This is a genomic window from Saprospiraceae bacterium (assembly GCA_016717265.1).
Lineage (GTDB): Bacteria > Bacteroidota > Bacteroidia > Chitinophagales > Saprospiraceae > Vicinibacter.
This window is the reverse complement of record JADKFX010000001.1, coordinates 2,274,920-2,296,037: the sequence shown is the minus strand read 5'-3', so window position 1 is coordinate 2,296,037 and position 21,118 is coordinate 2,274,920. Positions and strand designations below refer to the sequence as shown.

Sequence of the window (21,118 nt, the reverse complement as noted above, 5' to 3'; positions counted from 1 at the left end):
TTCAAGAACTAAAAAACAAATTATTACTGCAATTGATACTGCTGCACCACAAATCACTTGTCCACCAAATGTTACTATTACCTGTGAAGGTTCGACAAGTCCGGATTCTACAGGTTATGCAGATGCAACTGATAATTGCGCTGATACGGTGACGAATATTACACATTCTGATGTAACGGTTCCCGGACCTTGTACAGGAGATTATAATATTAACCGAACCTGGACAGCTGTAGATTCTTGTGGAAATGTAAGTACTTGCGTACAAGTAATTAATGTAGATCCAGTACCGGGTCCTTTTTTAACTTGTCCAAACGATACAACAATTGCAGCCTGTCCTACTCAAGGCAGTGTCAATGCTGCCTTTACAGCCTGGTTGGCACAAGCTAGTTCTGAAGGTGGCTGTAATCCTATGTTAACGAATAATAATTCGGGTGCACCAGATGCCTGTGGAGGTACTAAAACAGTAATATTTACAGTGACTAGTGATTGTACAGCTCCTGTTACTTGCAGTAAAACATTTGCAGTTGCAGCGGCCATTCCGGTTGCCATAACCTGTGCCTCAAATACAGTTGAAGCTGCTTGTCAAACACAAGGAGCCATTAATGCAAAATTCACTACCTGGCTTGCAACTACTACTTTTACAGGTGGCTGTAATGCTATGATTTCTAATAATGCCGGGGCTGCTCCAGCTGCTTGTGGAGGCACTGTGACGGTTACATTTACGGTAACATCAACCTGCGAGGCTAATAAAACGTGTTCGGCAACTTTTGGTGTAAGTGTTGCTCCTCCGATCGTATTAAACTGTGCAGCAAATCAAACAGAAGCTGTCTGCCAAACCCAAGCTGCCATTGATGGTAAATTTGCTACCTGGCTAGCCACAGCTAACTTTACAGGTGGTTGTAATGGCACCATAAGTAATAATGCTGGCGCAGCTCCAAGCGCTTGTGGTGGTACCGCTACGGTGACCTTTACCGTAACGAGTACGTGTGAAGCACCTAAAACTTGTTCGGCAATATTTACAGTAACAACTGCCCCTGCGGTTGTTTTAACCTGTCCAACAAATCAAACGGAAGCATCTTGTCAAACACAAGCGGCTATTGATAGTAAATTTGCTACCTGGTTAGGAAATGCAAGCTTTTCGGGTGGCTGTAATGCGAGTATATCAAATAATTCTGGAGCGGCACCAAGTGCCTGCGGAGGCACTGCTACCGTTACCTTTACGGTAACGAGTTCTTGCGAGGCGCCGAAAACATGTTCTGCAACTTTTACTGTGACAACCGCTCCAGTAGTGGTTTTAACCTGCCCAACAAATCAAACAGAAGCATCTTGTCAAACACAGGCTGCTATCAATACTAAATTTGCAACCTGGTTGGCAAATGCAAGCTTTTCAGGAGGCTGTAATGCGAGTATATCAAATAATAATGCGGGTGCTCCTTTAGCCTGTGGTGGTACAACAACCGTTACCTTTACGGTAACCTCAAGTTGTGAGCCTCCAAAAACATGTACTGCAACATTTGGAGTAACAACAGCGCCTCCGGTTGTATTAACCTGTCCAACGAATCAAACCGAAGCGGCTTGTCAAACACAGGCTGCTATCAATGCTAAATTTGCTACCTGGCTAACGAATGTTAGTTTTAGTGGGGGTTGCAATGCAAGTATTTCCAATAATAATGCGGGTGCTCCTCTAGCCTGTGGTGGCACAGCAAGTGTTACATTCACCGTGACGAGTTCTTGTGAAGTACCAAAAACATGTTTAGCTACATTTACCGTAACTACTGCAACTCCGGTTGCTTTAATATGTCCAACAAATCAAACGGAAGCAACATGTCAAACACAGGCTGCTATCGATACTAAATTTGCAACGTGGTTATCTTCTGCTGTATTTGCAGGTGGTTGTAATGCTGCAATATCAAATAATAACACAGGGGCTCCACTTGCTTGTGGTGGCACTGTTACCGTGACATTTACGGTTACAAGCAGTTGCGAACCGGATAAAACCTGTTCTGCTACTTTTGGCGTTACAAACGCCCCGCCAGTGGTACTTACTTGTGCAACAAATCAAACTGAAGCTGATTGTCAAACACAAGGAACCATTAATACAAAATTTGCGACTTGGCTAGCTACTGCTTCCTTTACAGGAGGCTGTAATGCCATGATTTCTAATAATTCAGGGGCTGCGCCAAATGCTTGTGGTGGCACGGTTACCGTAACATTCACGGTCACTTCAACATGTGAACCAAATAAAACGTGTTCCGCTACCTTTGGTGTTACCAATGCTCCATTAGTAGTATTGACTTGTGCAATAAATCAAACCGAAGCGGCTTGTCAAACGCAAGCTGCCATCAATGCTAAATTTACTAGCTGGTTGGCTACTGCCACTTTTACAGGTGGTTGTAATGCAATGATTTCTAATAATGCAGGGGCTGCTCCACTTGCTTGCGGAGGCACCGTAACGGTAACTTTTACAGTAACTTCCACATGTGAAGCAAACAAAACATGTTCTGCTACTTTTGGAGTCACTACGGCTCCTGCAGTAGTCTTAAACTGTGCTGCAAATCAGACCGAAGCTGCTTGTCAAACACAAGCTGCAATCGATGCTAAATATGCGATTTGGTTAGCGAGTGCTACCTTTTCAGGAGGTTGTAATGCCATGATTTCTAATAATGGAGGAACTGCACCATTAGCCTGTGGAGGTACAAAAACGGTAACTTTTACGGTTACCAGTACGTGTGAAGCAAACAAAACATGTTCAGCAATTTTCTCCGTAACGAATGCAAGTCCGGTTGTATTTAATTGTCCAATAAATCAAACAGAAGCCTCCTGTCAAACGCAGGCAGCAATTGATGCTAAATTTGCAATCTGGTTGGCAACTGCTAGTTTTTCAGGTGGTTGTAACGGCATCCTTACAAATAGCAATACTGGAGCCCCTTCGGCATGTGGAGGTAGTGCTGCCGTTATTTTCGCGGTAATGAGTGATTGCGAACCATTAGTTTTCTGTATTGCTACCTTTACCGTAACAACAGCACCAGCCGTTGTTTTAAATTGTCCTGTAAATCAAACAGAAATTGCTTGTCAAACACAAGCAACTATTAATACTAAATTTGCAACCTGGTTAGCAAATGCAAGCTTTTCAGGAGGTTGTAATGCAACGATCTCCAATGACAATGCCGGAGCTCCATTAGCCTGTGGTGGCACCACAACGGTTACATTTACCGTTACCTCAAGTTGTGAACCTATAAAAACATGCTCTGCAACATTTGCAGTAACAACGGCACCTCCGGTCGTATTAACCTGTCCAACGAATCAAACTGAGGCTCCTTGCCAAACACAAGCCGCCATCAATACTAAATTTGCAACCTGGCTAACGAATGTTAGTTTTAGTGGGGGTTGCAATGCAAGTATTTCCAATAATAATACAGGTGCTCCATTAGCCTGTGGTGGCACTACGACGGTAACATTTACCGTAACAAGTACATGCGAAGTTCCAAAAACATGTTCGGCTACGTTCAGCGTTACAGCGGCTCCACCCGTGGTATTAAATTGTCCTGGCAATCTTAATACAACAGCTTGTCAAACGCAAGCAGATATTAATATTTTATTCAATGCCTGGTTAAGTTTAGCGACTGTCAGTGGAGGTTGTAATACCGCTATTTCTAATAATAATACAGGCGCACCACTGGCTTGCGGCGGTACGGTTACGGTAACATTTACGGTAACATCTACTTGTGAAGCTCCGGTTACCTGCTCTTCTACATTTGGGGTAGATAATGCCCCTCCTGTTGTTTTAACGTGTGCTACAAATCAATCAGAAGCTGCTTGTCAAACACAAGCTGCTATCGATGCAAAATTTGCTACCTGGTTGGCTTCTGCCACCTTTACGGGTGGTTGCAATGCCATGATTTCTAATAATGCTGGGGCCGCTCCTTCCGCCTGCGGTGGTACCGTTACCGTTACCTTTACCGTAACTTCTAGCTGCGAACCAAATAAAACTTGTTCCGCTACTTTCGGAGTCACTACAGCAACGCCTGTGACCTTAACCTGTGCTGTAAATCAAACAGAACTTGCCTGTCAAACACAAGGAGCCATCGATGCTAAATTTGCTACCTGGTTGGCTACTGCTACTTTTACCGGTGGCTGCAATGCTATGATTTCTAATAATGCTGGGGCCGCTCCAAATGCTTGTGGTGGTACCGTTACGGTTACTTTTACCGTAACTTCTACCTGTGATATAAATAAAACATGCTCTGCTACTTTTGCAGTTGTTACAGCACCTGTTGTTGTTTTAACTTGTCCTGCAAATCAATCGGAACTCGCTTGCCAAACGCAAGCTGCCATCGATGCTAAATTTGCAATATGGTTGGCAACAGTAAGTTTTTCAGGAGGCTGCAATGCTGCAATTTCTAATAATGCCGGCGCTGCACCTGCTGCCTGTGGTGGCACTGCAACGGTAAGCTTTACCGTTACCTCCACGTGTGAACCTCCAAAAACCTGTTCAGCTACTTTCTCCGTAAGCGCTGCCCCTCCAGTAGTTGTAAATTGTCCTGCAAATCAAACAGAAGTTGCATGCCAAACCCAAGCTGCTATCGATGCTAAGTTTGCAACCTGGTTGGCCATGGCAAGCTTTACAGGAGGCTGCAATGGTGTTTTAACAAATAATAACGCGGGTGCTCCATCAGCATGCGGTGGATCTGCACCAGTCATCTTTTTAGTAACCAGCGATTGCGAACCTTTACAATTTTGTGTTGCAACATTTACTGTTACAAATGCACCACCTGTCGTCCTAAACTGTCCGCCAAATCAAACCGAAGTTGCATGTCAGACTCAAGCGGCTATCGATGCCAAATTTGTTACCTGGCTAACAACTGTTAGTTTTAGTGGTGGTTGTAATGCAAGTATATCCAATAATAGTGCCGGTGCGCCACTAGCTTGTGGTGGAACTGTAAGCGTAACCTTTACCGTTACTTCAACCTGTGAAGCTCCGGTAACATGTTTGGCAACATTCGCTGTTGTGAATGCGCCTGTCGTGGTTTTAAATTGTCCGGCTAATCAAACCGAGCCTGCTTGTCAAACGCAAGCGGCCATCGATGCTGCTTTTGCCACCTGGCTAACAACTGTTAGTTTTAGTGGTGGTTGTAATGCGGCAATCTCAAATAATAATACGGGTGCTCCCCTAGCTTGTGGTGGTACCGTTAGTGTAACATTTACTGTCACTTCTACCTGTGAACCGCCCGTAACTTGTTTGGCTACGTTCGAAGTCACTGCTGCACCTACAGTCGTTATTAGTTGTCCTCCAAATAATTCTACCTCAGCGTGTCAAACACAAACAGATATCAATGTATTATTCAATGCCTGGTTAAGTTTAGCGACTTTTAGTGGAGGTTGTAATGCTGCTATTTCTAATAATAATACGGGCGCACCTCCAGCTTGTGGTGGTACGGTTACCGTTACTTTTACAGTCACTTCCACTTGTGAATCTCCGGTTACTTGTTCGGCTACTTTTGGTGTTGACACAGCACCGCCTGTAGTTTTAACATGTGCTACAAATCAATCAGAAGCTGCTTGTCAAACACAAGCGGCTATCGATGCAAAATTTGCTACCTGGTTGGCTTCTGCCACCTTTACGGGTGGTTGCAATGCCATGATTTCTAATAATGCTGGGGCCGCTCCTTCCGCCTGTGGTGGTACTGTTACCGTTACTTTTACCGTAACTTCTACTTGCGAACCAAATAAAACTTGTTCCGCTACTTTCGGAGTCACTACAGCAACTCCTGCGACCTTAACTTGTGCTGTAAATCAAACAGAACTTGCCTGTCAAACACAAGGAGCCATCGATGCTAAATTCGCTACCTGGTTGGCTACTGCTACTTTTACCGGTGGTTGTAATGCTATGATTTCAAATAATGCAGGGGCCGCTCCAAATGCTTGTGGTGGTACCGTTACGGTTACTTTTACCGTAACTTCTACCTGTGATGTAAATAAAACATGCTCCGCTATTTTTGCAGTAGTTACTGCACCTGTAATTGTTTTAACCTGTCCTGCTAATCAATCGGAACTCGCTTGTCAAACACAAGCTGCCATCGATGCTAAATTTGCAATCTGGCTAACTGGGGCTTCCTTTACAGGAGGTTGTTTTGCTGTAATTACTAATAATGCTGGTGCTCCTCCTTCAGCTTGTGGTGGTACCGTTACGATAACATTTACCGTCACTTCCACTTGTGAAGCTCCAAAAACTTGTACGGCAACATTCGCAGTTGCTACAGCTCCTGTTGTTGTACTTAATTGTCCAATAAATCAAATTGAAGCCGCTTGTCAAACACAAGCAACTATTGACAGTAAATTTTCAATGTGGCTAAGTTCTGTAACCACATCGGGTGGTTGCAATGCAAGTTTAACGAATTCAAGTGTGGACCCGCCTTCTGCTTGTGGTGGTACCGTTACCGTGACCTTTACAGTTACTTCAACATGTGAACCTCCGGTTACTTGTTCGGCCACGTTCGCTGTCATTACAGCGCCTGTCGTTGTCTTAAATTGTCCGGCTAATCAAACTGAACCTGCTTGCCAAACACAAGCAGCTATCGATGCTGCTTTTGCAACCTGGTTAACAACCGTTAGTTTTAGTGGTGGTTGTAATGCAAGTATTTCAAATAATAATACAGGTGCTCCTTTAGCTTGTGGTGGTACCGTTAGTGTAACATTTACAGTCACTTCTACCTGTGAGCCTCCGGTAACTTGTTTAGCTACGTTCGCAGTCACTACAGCTCCTATCGTCGTCTTAAATTGTCCTGCTAATCAAACCGAGCCTGCTTGCCAAACACAAGCGGCTATTGATGCTGCTTTCGCTACCTGGTTAACAACTGCTAGTTTTAGTGGTGGTTGTAATGCGGCAATTTCAAATAATAATACAGGTGCTCCTTTAGCTTGTGGTGGTACCGTTAGTGTAACATTTACCGTCACTTCTACCTGTGAACCGCCTGTTACTTGTTTGGCCACATTCGCTGTTACAAATGCAACTCCGGTTGCTTTAATTTGTCCTGCCAATCAAACCGAACCTGCTTGTCAAACACAAGCAGCTATTGATGCTAGTTTTGCTAGCTGGATTGCTTCTGCCACCTTCGCCGGCGGTTGCAATGCTGCGATTTCTAATAATGCAGGTGCCGCTCCAAATGCTTGTGGTGGTACTGCTACCGTTACTTTTACCGTAACTTCTACTTGTGAACCTCCGGTAACTTGTTCGGCTACCTTTACGGTTACTACAGCTCCTATTGTAGTGCTTACTTGTCCTGCCAATCAAGCAGAAGCTGCTTGTCAAACACAAGCTGCTATCGATGCTAAATTTGCTACCTGGATTGCTACTGCTTCTACTTCTGGTGGTTGCAATGCCATGATTTCTAATAATGCTGGCGCCGCTCCTTCTGCCTGTGGTGGTACCGTTACCGTTACTTTTACCGTAACTTCCACTTGCGAACCAAACAAAACGTGTTCCGCTACTTTCGGGGTCACTACAGCAACGCCTGTGACCTTAACCTGTGCTTTAAATCAAACTGAACTTGCCTGTCAAACGCAAGGAGCCATCGATGCTAAATTTGCTACCTGGTTGGCTACTGCTACTTTTACCGGTGGTTGTAATGCTATGATTTCTAATAATGCCGGGGCTGCTCCAAATGCTTGTGGTGGTACCGTTACGGTTACTTTTACCGTAACTTCTACTTGTGATGTAAATAAAACATGCTCCGCTATTTTTGCAGTAGTTACTGCACCTGTTGTTGTTTTAACCTGTCCTGCTAATCAATCGGAACTCGCTTGTCAAACACAAGCTGCCATCGATGCTAAATTTGCAATCTGGTTAACTGGGGCTTCCTTTACAGGAGGTTGTTTTGCTGTAATTACTAATAATGCTGGTGCTCCTCCTTCCGCATGCGGTGGAACTGCTACCGTTACCTTTACAGTCGTTAGTACTTGCGAACCTCCAAAAACTTGTACTGCAACGTTCGCAGTTGCTACAGCTCCTGTTGTTGTCTTAAATTGCCCTGCTAATCAAACCCAACCTGCTTGTCAAACACAAGCAGCTATTGACGCTGCTTTTGCAACCTGGTTAACTACGGCTAGTTTCTCTGGCGGTTGTAGTGCTTCCATTTCAAATAATAGTGCAGGTGCTCCTTTGGCTTGTGGTGGTACCGTTACCGTTACTTTCACAGTCACTTCGACTTGTGAACCTCCGGTTACTTGTTTGGCTACGTTCGCTGTCACTACAGCGCCGCTTGTGGTGCTTAATTGTCCGGCTAATCAAACCCAACCTGCTTGCCAAACACAAGCAGCTATCGATGCTGCTTTTGCAACCTGGCTAACAACCGTAAGTTTTAGTGGTGGTTGTAATGCAAGTATTTCAAATAATAATACAGGTGCTCCTTTAGCTTGTGGTGGTACCGTTAGTGTAACATTTACAGTCACTTCATCCTGTGAACCTCCGGTAACTTGTTTGGCTACGTTCGCAGTCACTACAGCTCCTGTCGTCGTCTTAAATTGTCCTGCTAATCAAACCGAACCTGCTTGTCAAACACAAGCGGCTATTGATGCTGCTTTCGCTACCTGGTTAACAACTGCTAGTTTTAGTGGTGGTTGTAATGCGGCAATATCCAATAATAACACAGGTGCTCCTTTAGCTTGTGGTGGTACCGTTAGTGTAACATTTACCGTCACTTCTACCTGTGAACCGCCTGTTACTTGTTTGGCCACATTCGCTGTTACAAATGCAACTCCGGTTGCTTTAATTTGTCCTGCCAATCAAACCGAACCTGCTTGTCAAACACAAGCAGCTATTGATGCTAGTTTTGCTAGCTGGATTGCTTCTGCCACCTTCGCCGGCGGTTGCAATGCTGCGATTTCTAATAATGCGGGGGCTGCTCCAAATGCTTGTGGTGGTACTGCTACCGTTACTTTTACCGTAACTTCTACTTGTGAACCTCCGGTAACTTGTTCGGCTACCTTTACGGTTACTACAGCTCCTATTGTAGTGCTTACTTGTCCTGCCAATCAAGCAGAAGCTGCTTGTCAAACACAAGCTGCTATCGATGCTAAATTTGCTACCTGGATTGCTACTGCTTCTACTTCTGGTGGTTGCAATGCCATGATTTCTAATAATGCTGGCGCCGCTCCTTCTGCCTGTGGTGGTACCGTTACCGTTACTTTTACCGTAACTTCTACCTGTGCTGTAAATCAAACTTGTTCCGCTACTTTCGGAGTCACTACAGCAACGCCTGTGACCTTAACTTGTGCTGTAAATCAAACTGAACTTGCTTGTCAAACACAAGGAGCCATCGATGCTAAATTTGCTACCTGGTTGGCTACTGCTACTTTTACCGGTGGTTGTAATGCTATGATTTCAAATAATGCAGGGGCCGCTCCAAATGCTTGTGGTGGTACCGTTACGGTTACTTTTACCGTAACTTCTACCTGTGATGTAAATAAAACTTGCTCCGCTATTTTTGCAGTAGTTACTGCACCTGTTGTTGTTTTAACCTGTCCTGCTAATCAATCGGAACTCGCTTGTCAAACACAAGCTGCCATCGATGCTAAATTTGCAATCTGGTTAACTGGGGCTTCCTTTACAGGAGGTTGTTTTGCTGTAATTACTAATAATGCTGGTGCTCCTCCTTCCGCATGCGGTGGAACGGCTACCGTTACCTTTACAGTCGTTAGTACTTGCGAACCTCCAAAAACTTGTACTGCAACGTTCGCAGTTGCTACAGCTCCTGTTGTTGTCTTAAATTGCCCTGCTAATCAAACCCAACCTGCTTGTCAAACACAAGCGGCTATTGACGCTGCTTTTGCAACCTGGTTAACTACGGCTAGTTTCTCTGGCGGTTGTAGTGCTTCCATTTCAAATAATAGTGCAGGTGCTCCTTTGGCTTGTGGTGGTACCGTTACCGTTACTTTCACAGTTACTTCGACTTGTGAACCTCCGGCAACTTGCTCGGCAACTTTCGCTGTCATTACAGCGCCGCTTGTGGTGCTTAATTGTCCGGCTAATCAAACGCAACCTGCTTGCCAAACACAAGCAACTATCGATGCTGCTTTTGCAACCTGGCTAACAACCGTTAGTTTTAGTGGTGGTTGTAATGCAAGTATTTCAAATAATAATACAGGTGCTCCTTTAGCTTGTGGTGGTACCGTTAGTGTAACATTTACCGTCACTTCTACCTGTGAGCCTCCGGTAACTTGTTTGGCTACTTTCGCAGTCACTACAGCGCCTGTCGTGGTTTTAAATTGTCCTGCTAATCAAACCGAGCCTGCTTGTCAAACACAAGCGGCTATTGATGCTGCTTTCGCTACCTGGTTAACAACTGCTAGTTTTAGTGGTGGTTGTAATGCGGCAATATCCAATAATAACACAGGTGCTCCTTTAGCTTGTGGTGGCACCGTTAGTGTAACATTTACCGTCACTTCTACCTGTGAACCGCCTGTTACTTGTTTGGCCACATTCGCTGTTACAAATGCAACTCCGGTTGCTTTAATTTGTCCTGCCAATCAAACCGAACCTGCTTGTCAAACACAAGCAGCTATTGATGCTAGTTTTGCTAGCTGGATTGCTTCTGCCACCTTCGCCGGCGGTTGCAATGCTGCAATTTCTAATAATGCAGGGGCCGCTCCAAATGCTTGTGGTGGTACGGCTACCGTTACTTTTACCGTAACTTCTACTTGTGAACCTCCGGTAACTTGTTCGGCTACCTTTACGGTTACTACAGCTCCTATTGTAGTGCTTACTTGTCCTGCCAATCAAGCAGAAGCTGCTTGTCAAACACAAGCGGCTATCGATGCAAAATTTGCTACCTGGATTGCTTCTGCTTCTACTTCTGGTGGTTGCAATGCTATGATTTCTAATAATGCTGGCGCCGCTCCTTCTGCCTGTGGTGGTACCGTTACCGTTACTTTTACCGTAACTTCTACCTGTGCTGTAAATCAAACTTGTTCCGCTACTTTCGGAGTCACTACAGCAACGCCTGTGACCTTAACTTGTGCTGTAAATCAAACTGAACTTGCCTGTCAAACACAAGGAGCCATCGATGCTAAATTTGCTACCTGGTTGGCTACTGCTACTTTTACCGGTGGTTGTAATGCTATGATTTCTAATAATGCAGGGGCCGCTCCAAATGCTTGTGGTGGTACCGTTACGGTTACTTTTACCGTAACTTCTACCTGTGATGTAAATAAAACATGCTCCGCTATTTTTGCAGTAGTTACTGCACCTGTTGTTGTTTTAACCTGTCCTGCCAATCAATCGGAACTCGCTTGTCAAACACAAGCTGCCATCGATGCTAAATTTGCAATCTGGTTAACTGGGGCTTCCTTTACAGGAGGTTGTTTTGCTGTAATTACTAATAATGCTGGTGCTCCTCCTTCCGCATGCGGTGGAACGGCTACCGTTACCTTTACAGTCGTTAGTACTTGCGAACCTCCAAAAACTTGTACTGCAACGTTCGCAGTTGCTACAGCTCCTGTTGTTGTCTTAAATTGCCCTGCTAATCAAACCCAACCTGCTTGTCAAACACAAGCGGCTATTGACGCTGCTTTTGCAACCTGGTTAACTACGGCTAGTTTCTCTGGCGGTTGTAGTGCTTCCATTTCAAATAATAGTGCAGGTGCTCCTTTGGCTTGTGGTGGTACCGTTACCGTTACTTTTACAGTTACTTCAACTTGTGAACCTCCGGTTACTTGTTCGGCAACGTTCGCTGTCATTACAGCGCCGCTTGTGGTGCTTAATTGTCCGGCTAATCAAACGCAACCTGCTTGCCAAACACAAGCAACTATCGATGCTGCTTTTGCAACCTGGCTAACAACCGCAACCTTCTCTGGTGGTTGCAGTGCCGCAATCTCGAATGTTAATTCCGGTGCACCAAATGCTTGTGGTGGCACCGTTACAGTTATTTTTACAGTAACAAGTTCTTGCGAACCAAATGTAACTTGTTCGGCTACTTTTGCTGTACTTAGTTCTCCAGTAATTTTAAATTGTGCTGGAAATCAAACCGAACCAGCTTGTCAAACGCAAGCAGCTATTGATGCCAGTTTTGCTACCTGGCTTGGTTCTGCTACATTTAGTGGTGGTTGTAATGCTGTAATTTCTAATAATAGTGCTGGTGCTCCTTCCGCTTGTGGTGGTACCGTGACCATTACATTTACGGTTACTTCTACTTGCGAACCTCCGGTAACTTGCTCTGCTACATTCGCCGTCACGGCAGCAACTCCAATCGTCCTATTATGTGCTGTAAATCAAACTGAACCTGCTTGTCAAACACAAGCAGCTATTGATGCGAAATATATAAGTTGGATAAACTCTACAGTATTTGCCGGTGGTTGTAATGCTGCGATTTCTAATAATGCCGGGGCGGCTCCAAACGCTTGTGGTGGTACCGTGACCGTTACTTTTACCGTAACATCAACCTGCGAACCGAATAAAACATGTACGGCTTCATTTGAGGTTACTACTGCAACGCCGGTTGTCTTAAACTGTCCGGTAAATCAAGTAGAAGCTGCTTGTCAAACACAAGCGGCTATCGATGCTAAATTTGCTACCTGGTTAGCTACTGTAAATACTACGGGAGGATGTAATCCTGTATTTACTAATAATAATACCGGGGCTCCAAACGCTTGTGGTGGTACCGTTACCGTTACGTTTACCGTAACGTCAACTTGTGAACCTCCAAAAACTTGTACTGCAAGTTTCGGAATTACTACTGCTACTCCGGTTGTCCTAAACTGCCCGGTGAATCAAACGGAAGCTGCTTGTCAAACACAAGCTGCTATTGATGCAAAATTTGCTACCTGGTTAGCTACTGTAAATACTACCGGTGGATGTAATCCTGTATTTACTAATAATAATACGGGTGCACCAAATGCTTGCGGTGGTACCGTTACCGTCACTTTTACAGTCACTTCTACTTGTGAACCTCCAAAAACTTGTACCGCAAGTTTCGGTGTTACTACTGCTACGCTCGTCGTCTTAAATTGTCCGATAAATCAATCTGAATTAGCTTGTCAAACACAAGCGGCTATTGATGCTAAATTTGCTACCTGGTTAGCTACTGTTAGTACTTCCGGTGGTTGTAATCCTGTATTTACAAATAATAATACAGGTGCTCCAAATGCTTGTGGTGGTGCCGTTACGGTGACGTTTACGGTGAATTCTTCTTGTGAACCTCCAAAAACTTGTACCGCTAGCTTCTCCGTTGCAAATGCACCAATTGTTGTCTTAAATTGTCCTGCCAACCAAACCGAAGTTGCTTGTCAATCACAAGCTGCCATTGATACGAAATTTGCAACCTGGCTAACGACTGTTAGTTTTAGCGGTGGTTGTAATGCAGCGATATCCAATAATGCGGGTTCCGCTCCTGCTGCTTGTGGTGGTACCGTGACCGTGACCTTTACGGTGACATCTACCTGCGAACCGAATAAAACCTGTTCCGCTACGTTCGCAGTCACTGCAGCGCCGCTTGTGGTACTTAATTGCCCTGCTAATCAAAACGAAGTTGCTTGTCAATCACAAGCTGCCATTGATACTAAATTTGCAACCTGGCTAACGACTGTTAGTTTTAGCGGTGGTTGTAATGCAGCCATTTCGAATAATGCTGGTTCCGCTCCTGCTGCTTGTGGTGGTACCGTTACTGTTACCTTTACCGTGACTTCTACTTGCGAAGCTAATAAAACATGTTCCGCTACGTTCGCAGTTACAACGGCTCCAATCGTTGTCTTAAATTGTCCTGCAAACCAAACCGAAGTTGCTTGTCAAACACAAGCGGCTATCGATACTAAATTTGCTACCTGGTTAACAACTGCTAGTTTTAGTGGTGGTTGTAATGCGGCAATTTCTAATAATAATACAGGCGCTCCTTTAGCTTGTGGTGGTACCGTTACCGTTACCTTTACCGTAACTTCTACTTGCGAACCGAATAAAACTTGTTCCGCTACGTTCGCAGTTACGACTGCGCTTCCAGTGGCACTTGTTTGCCCAACAAATCAAATAGAGCCAGCTTGTCAAACACAAGCTTCAATCGACAGTAAGTTTGCAATATGGTTAAGTACTGTTGCATTTGCCGGTGGTTGTAATGCTGCGATTTCAAATAATGCCGGGGCGGCTCCAAACGCTTGTGGTGGTACTGCTACCGTTACTTTTACCGTAACATCAACCTGCGAACCGAATAAAACATGTACGGCATCATTTGAGGTCACTACTGCAACGCCGGTTGTCTTAAACTGTCCGGTAAATCAAACTGAAGCTGCTTGTCAAACACAAGCGGCTATCGATGCTAAATTTGCTACCTGGTTAGCTACTGTAAATACTACGGGTGGATGTAATCCTGTATTTACTAATAATAATACCGGGGCTCCAAACGCTTGTGGTGGTACCGTTACCGTTACGTTTACTGTAACGTCTACTTGTGAACCTCCAAAAACTTGTACTGCAAGTTTCGGAGTTACTACTGCTACTCCGGTTGTCCTAAACTGCCCGGTGAATCAAACGGAAGCTGCTTGTCAAACACAAGCTGCTATTGATGCAAAATTTGCTACCTGGTTAGCTACTGTAAATACTACCGGTGGATGTAATCCTGTATTTACTAATAATAATACGGGTGCACCAAATGCTTGCGGTGGTACCGTTACCGTTACCTTTACCGTAACTTCTACTTGCGAACCTCCAAAAACTTGTACCGCTAGTTTCGGTGTTACTACTGCTACGCTCGTCGTCTTAAATTGTCCGATAAATCAATCTGAATTAGCTTGTCAAACACAAGCGGCTATTGATGCTAAATTTGCTACCTGGTTAGCTACTGTTAGTACTTCCGGTGGTTGTAATCCTGTATTTACAAATAATAATACAGGTGCTCCAAATGCTTGTGGTGGTAACGTTACGGTGACGTTTACGGTGAATTCTTCTTGTGAACCTCCAAAAACTTGTACCGCTAGCTTCTCCGTTGCAAATGCACCGATTGTTGTCTTAAATTGTCCTGCAAACCAAACCGAAGTTGCTTGTCAATCACAAGCTGCCATTGATACGAAATTTGCAACCTGGCTAACGACTGTTAGTTTTAGCGGTGGTTGTAATGCAACCATTTCCAATAATGCGGGTTCCGCTCCTGCTGCTTGTGGTGGTACCGTTACTGTTACCTTTACCGTGACTTCTACTTGTGAAGCTAATAAAACCTGTTCCGCTACGTTCGCAGTCACTGCAGCGCCGCTTGTGGTACTTAATTGCCCTGCTAATCAAAACGAAGCCGCTTGTCAAACGCAAGCTGCCATTGATACCAAATTTGCAACATGGCTAACAACTGTTAGTTTTAGCGGTGGTTGTAATGCAGCCATTTCTAATAATGCTGGTTCCGCTCCTGCTGCTTGTGGTGGTACCGTTACTGTTACCTTTACTGTGACTTCTACTTGCGAAGCTAATAAAACCTGTTCCGCCACGTTCGCAGTTACAACGGCTCCAATCGTTGTCTTAAATTGTCCTGCAAACCAAACCGAAGTTGCTTGTCAAACACAAGCGGCTATCGATACTAAATTTGCTACCTGGTTAACAACTGCTAGTTTTAGTGGTGGTTGTAATGCGGCAATTTCTAATAATAATACAGGCGCTCCGCTTGCTTGTGGTGGTACCGTTACCGTTACCTTTACCGTGACTTCTACCTGCGAACCAAATAAAACTTGTTCCGCTACGTTCGCAATAGCATCTTCGCCTGTTTCAATTAGTTGTGCAATGAATGTCACGGAAGCAGCTTGCCAATCACAAACCGTCATTAATTCCAAGTTTAATACATGGCTTTCAACGGCGACTTTTAGTGGCGGTTGTAATGCTGCGATTTCCAATAATAATACCGGTGCACCGTCAGCGTGTGGAGGCACCGTTACGATTGTATTTACAGTTACGAGTTCTTGTGAAGCAGCAAAAACATGTTCTGCCACTTTTGAAGTGTTTACAGCAACTCCTGTAGTATTAAATTGTCCTGTAAATCAAACAGAAACTGCATGTCAAACACAAGCTGCAATCGATGCTAAATTTGCAACCTGGTTAGCTACTGTAAATACATCAGGTGGATGTAATCCTGGATTTACAAATAATAATACCGGTGCTCCAAACGCTTGCGGTGGTACAACCACCGTTACGTTTACAGTAACTTCGACTTGTGAACCTTCAAAAACCTGTACTGCAAGTTTCGGAGTTACCACAGCTACTCCGGTTGTCCTAAACTGTCCGGTGAATCAAACAGAAGCTGCTTGTCAAACACAAGCTGCCATCGATGCTAAATTTGCTATCTGGTTAGCTACTGTCAGTACTTCCGGTGGATGTAATCCTGTATTTACAAATAATAATACAGGTGCACCAAATGCTTGTGGTGGCACTGTTACGGTAACATTTACCGTAAATTCTTCTTGCGAACCTTCAAAAACTTGTAGCGCAAGCTTCTCTGTTGCGAATGCGCCAGCTGTTGTTTTGACCTGCCCTATTAATCAAACAGAAGTGGATTGCCAAACGCAAGCAGCTATTGATGCAAAATTTGCAACCTGGTTAGCTACCGTTAGTGCTTCCGGAGGTTGTAATGTTAGTTTAAGTAACAATAATAATGGCGCTCCTTCTGCATGTGGTGGATCGAAGACTGTCGTATTTACTGCTTCCAGTTCATGTGAATCTCCAAAAACATGTTCTGCGGTATTCTCAGTAACTGGTTCTCCAGTAATAATTTTGAACTGCCCAATAAATACTACAGAAGTATCTTGTCAATCACAATCAGGAATCGACGATAAATTTGCTCTTTGGTTAGGCACTGCAAGTTTTAGTGGTGGCTGCAATGCGGCAATTTCTAATAATGCAGGCGCCGCTCCTTCTGCTTGTGGCGGTACTGTTACCGTTACCTTTACCGTGACTTCTACATGCGAACCTAATAAAACATGTTCCGCTACGTTCTCAGTTACAACGGCTCCAATAGTTGTCTTAAATTGTCCTACTAACCAAACCGAAATTGCTTGTCAATCACAAGCTGCCATTGATACTAAATTTGCAACCTGGTTGGCTACTGCAAGTTTTAGCGGTGGCTGTAATGCAGCAATATCCAACAACAATAATGGAGCACCGTTAGCATGCGGTGGGGCAAAAACAGTTACATTTACTGTGACGAGTGATTGTGAAGGACCTAAAACATGCTCCGCAATTTTTACCGTAAGCGCACCGGCAAGTATTGTCTTAAATTGTCCAGCAAACCAAACTGAAATTGCTTGTCAAACCCAAACTGCGATTGACACTAAATTTGCAACTTGGCTGGCAACTGCCAATTTTAGTGGTGGCTGTAATGCAGCAATATCCAATAATAATACAGGTGCACCGCTTGCTTGTGGTGGAACCGTGACTGTTACGTTTACGGTTACAAGTTCTTGTGAACCAAATAAAACATGCTCTGCAACATTCTCTGTTTCCAATTCACCAGTTGTAGTCAATTGCCCAATAAATGTTACGGAGACTGCTTGTCAAACACAGGCAACGATTGATGCAAAATTCAATACCTGGTTAGCAACTGCTGGATTTACAGGGGGTTGCAGTGGAAATATTTCAAATAATAATACGGGTGCTCCGTTAGCATGTGGTGGTGTTAAAACGGTTACGTTCACAGTCACGAGCACATGTGATACTCCAAAAACTTGTACTGCTACATTTACAGTGGCTACTGCGACTGCCGTGGTTCTTACCTGCCCTGCAAATCAAGTTGAACTTGCTTGTCAAACACAAACCATAATAAATAGTAAATTTGCTACCTGGTTAGCATCTGCTACTTTTTCAGGTGGTTGCAATGCAAGTATTTCTAATAATAACATAGGGGCTCCAGATGCTTGTGGCGGTACAGTGACGGTTACATTTACGGTAACAAGTTCCTGTGAACCTGCAAAAACTTGTTCGGCTACATTTACGGTAAATACTGCAAATCCTGTAGTGTTAAGCTGTCCAATCAATCAAACAGAAGCTGCTTGTCAGACACAAGCTGTGATCAATCAAAAATTTGCTGATTGGATTGCTACTGCTTCTGCGACTGGCGGATGTAATATTAGTTTTTCAAATAACAATACAGGTGCACCACTTGCTTGTGGCGGCAATAGAACAGTTACATTCACAGTAACCAGTAGTTGCCAAACGCCGCAAACCTGCTCTGCAATATTTACTGTTACTACAGCGCCGGCTGTTGTTTTAACCTGTCCGGTAAATGTAACAGAAACAGAATGTCAATCACAAGCGGTCATCGATGCTAAATTTGCAAGTTGGCTTACAACTGTTAGTTTTTCTGGTGGCTGTAATGCAGCTTTAAGCAATAATAATAATGGCGCACCACTTGCATGTGGTGGCGTTAAAACCGTGACCTTTACCGTAACCAGTTCATGTGAAGTACCGAAAACTTGTACGGCAACATTTACAGTCACAACAGTTCAACCCGTTACGATAGTTTGCCCTGTAAACGTGTTCTCTTCAAATGCTTGCAAGTCTCAATTTGAAATTGATACAGCATATGCAAATTGGTTGAACTCAATTATTGTAACTGGTGGATGTAATGTTATTTTAAACAATAACAGTACTGGCGCTCCTAGTGAATGTGGTGGATCTAAAACAGTGTTATTTACAGTCCAAAGCAGTTGCGAAACAACAAAAACTTGTTCTGCTAGCTTTACAATTCCAGCATTACCACCTCCAACTATATTCTGTCCGAATGCAATTACGATAAATTGTGATGCTTCCAAGTTACCTGCAAATACAGGCACGGCTGCAGGACAAGATGGATGTGGAACGTCCGCAACGGTATCGTATTCTGACCAAATTGTTGCTGGAAATTGTACTGGTAATTATATTATTAACAGAACCTGGGTTGTCACTGATAAATGCAACACGACCGATAATTGCACACAAGTAATCACGGTTCAAGATAATGCGGCACCAACATTTACCTTACCTCCTGATGTTACCATTTATACAGCGGCTTCTATTGCTGGTTCGAAAACAATTGTCAATTACGATTTTAATGCTGGTAATTCATATCTGAGCTTAGCACCAAAACTTCATTCCGGAGTAACTTCTAAAGTTGATGTTACTTCTAATGTATTTTCAAATATTACTGGGGTTGCTTCTGGTGGTTTAGCATTTACAAGTAATCCAATTCCTGGAAAAGGATTAAAAGTAGATAATTCATTCCAGTCGGGTTATTGGCAGTTTAATATAAGTGGTGCCAATTTACCTGTATTTACCAATTTCGAAGTTTATGTTCAAGCGCACCGAAAAGGGAATGGTAGTGCCACGACCTTAGTTATGGATTATAGTACGAATGGAACCACATGGACCACTTTCAGTTCAACGAATTTGGTATTAGGAAATTGGGTTGAATGCACTTCTAGCATTGCAGGTGTTTCAAATCCTGCGAATCTGTATATCCGGGTTCGATATACTGGTGGAAATAGTAATCAAACAAGGGAATTATATATTGACAACTTCCAGGTAAAAGCAAGCAAACCTTATATCGCCTGTGCTTTTGATGATGAACCTGGTTTTACCGGTTACCCTTCTAATATCCTGGACAAATGTGATGCTACACCATCTGCGAATTATAAAGATTCTATTGCATTAGCAGATTGTACTTCAAAAGTTTACAGAACTTGGACTGTTTATGATGATTGTGGAAATTCTTCAACAGGAAGTGGCAAACAAACGATTACAATAAAAGATACTTCCGGTCCTGTCGTCCTGTGTCCGACTGGAAACTCTTTAACCAGAAAGGCAGATACAACAACTTGTCATTATACAATCAAGAATAATGAATTTGATGCAACTGCCTCTGATTTATGTTTCAATCCTTCAACGGTTATCAATGATTACAATTCAAACAGTACTTTAAATGGTAGTCAATTAACTGTTGGGGTACATGTAATTACCTGGTTGGCTACAGATAATTGTGGGAATACTTCTACCTGTAAATTTACAGTCACAATATTTGAAACAGAACCTCCTGTCGCACATTGCAAAGGAGATTCGATTATATTGGATTCAACAGGAAATTATATACTCAATGTCAATGATATCAATAATGGTTCGACTGATAATTGTGGCATTAAATCAATGAAATTAAATCGTTACAATTATGGTTGCGATGACATACCTTCCAGAAAAGTAATTTTAACGGTAACAGATTCAACCGGACTTTCGGATACTTGTGAAGCCAATTTGATTGTTCAGGATATTTCTAAACCGACCTTAATTTGCAAAAACATTAATATTACGCTTCCTTCAAGTAAAACAAAAACTTTGAAAGCGGATAGTGTAATCCTTCTTGCAAAAGACAATTGCGGTATTATTTCTAAAGTTATGACACCGACTGTTTTTGATTGTAAAAGTCCGAAAGTATCCACCGTAACAGTAACTGTAAAAGACGTTGCAGGAAATATGAGTACATGTACTGCTACCGTCACCATAACAAATACTGCTGATTCAGATTGCGATGGAGTCTGGGATGTTTGTGATGTTTGTCCGGGTGGTGATGACAAAGTAGATAATGATAATGATGGAAAACCTGATTGCAAGTTTCCACCCATATTTGCGAAAGTCAAGTCAACTTGGAAATGTGGAACAAATCCTAATAAAGTTTACATTGCAGAAATTGGTGCAGATGGCAAATGCACAACGAAATGTGTGCGCTATACGGATTATATAAATGCCCCACAACCTAATCAATCATTAGGACCGTGTAAAACATGTCCAGAAGGATTTGTAAGAAATATAGATCCTAACAATCCTATTATTGGAGATGAATACAATAATCCTGCGCATAAATCAGATGAAAATGGAAATTCTGCTGAATTCCCATTTAAGATTGTTCCAAATCCTAATTATGGTGTATTTGACATCATTTTTGAAAGTGAAATCGAAGAGGGTTCATTACAAATATTTAACCTTTTAGGTGAGGAAGTGTGGATGTATAAAATAGATAAACTGACGGATCATATAAATATGAATTCTAATGAGTTTAAACAAAAGACTGCTGGAGTATACAGGGTTGTTTTAAAGAATAAGTCAAGTAAGACAATTCAGACCTTGTTAATCATGAGATAA

Annotated in this window: 1 protein-coding gene (only partly in view); it reads left to right on the top strand. The window is 43.2% G+C overall.

Features of this window, described 5'->3' with window-relative positions; genetic code table 11:
- Positions 1 to 21,118: the 3' portion of an HYR domain-containing protein gene (locus IPO86_08790; protein MBK9728197.1), read on the top strand. The gene continues 1,664 nt to the left of window position 1, outside the view; only the last 21,118 of its 22,782 coding nucleotides appear in the window; the start codon falls outside the window, past its left edge; it ends in the stop codon at positions 21,116 to 21,118.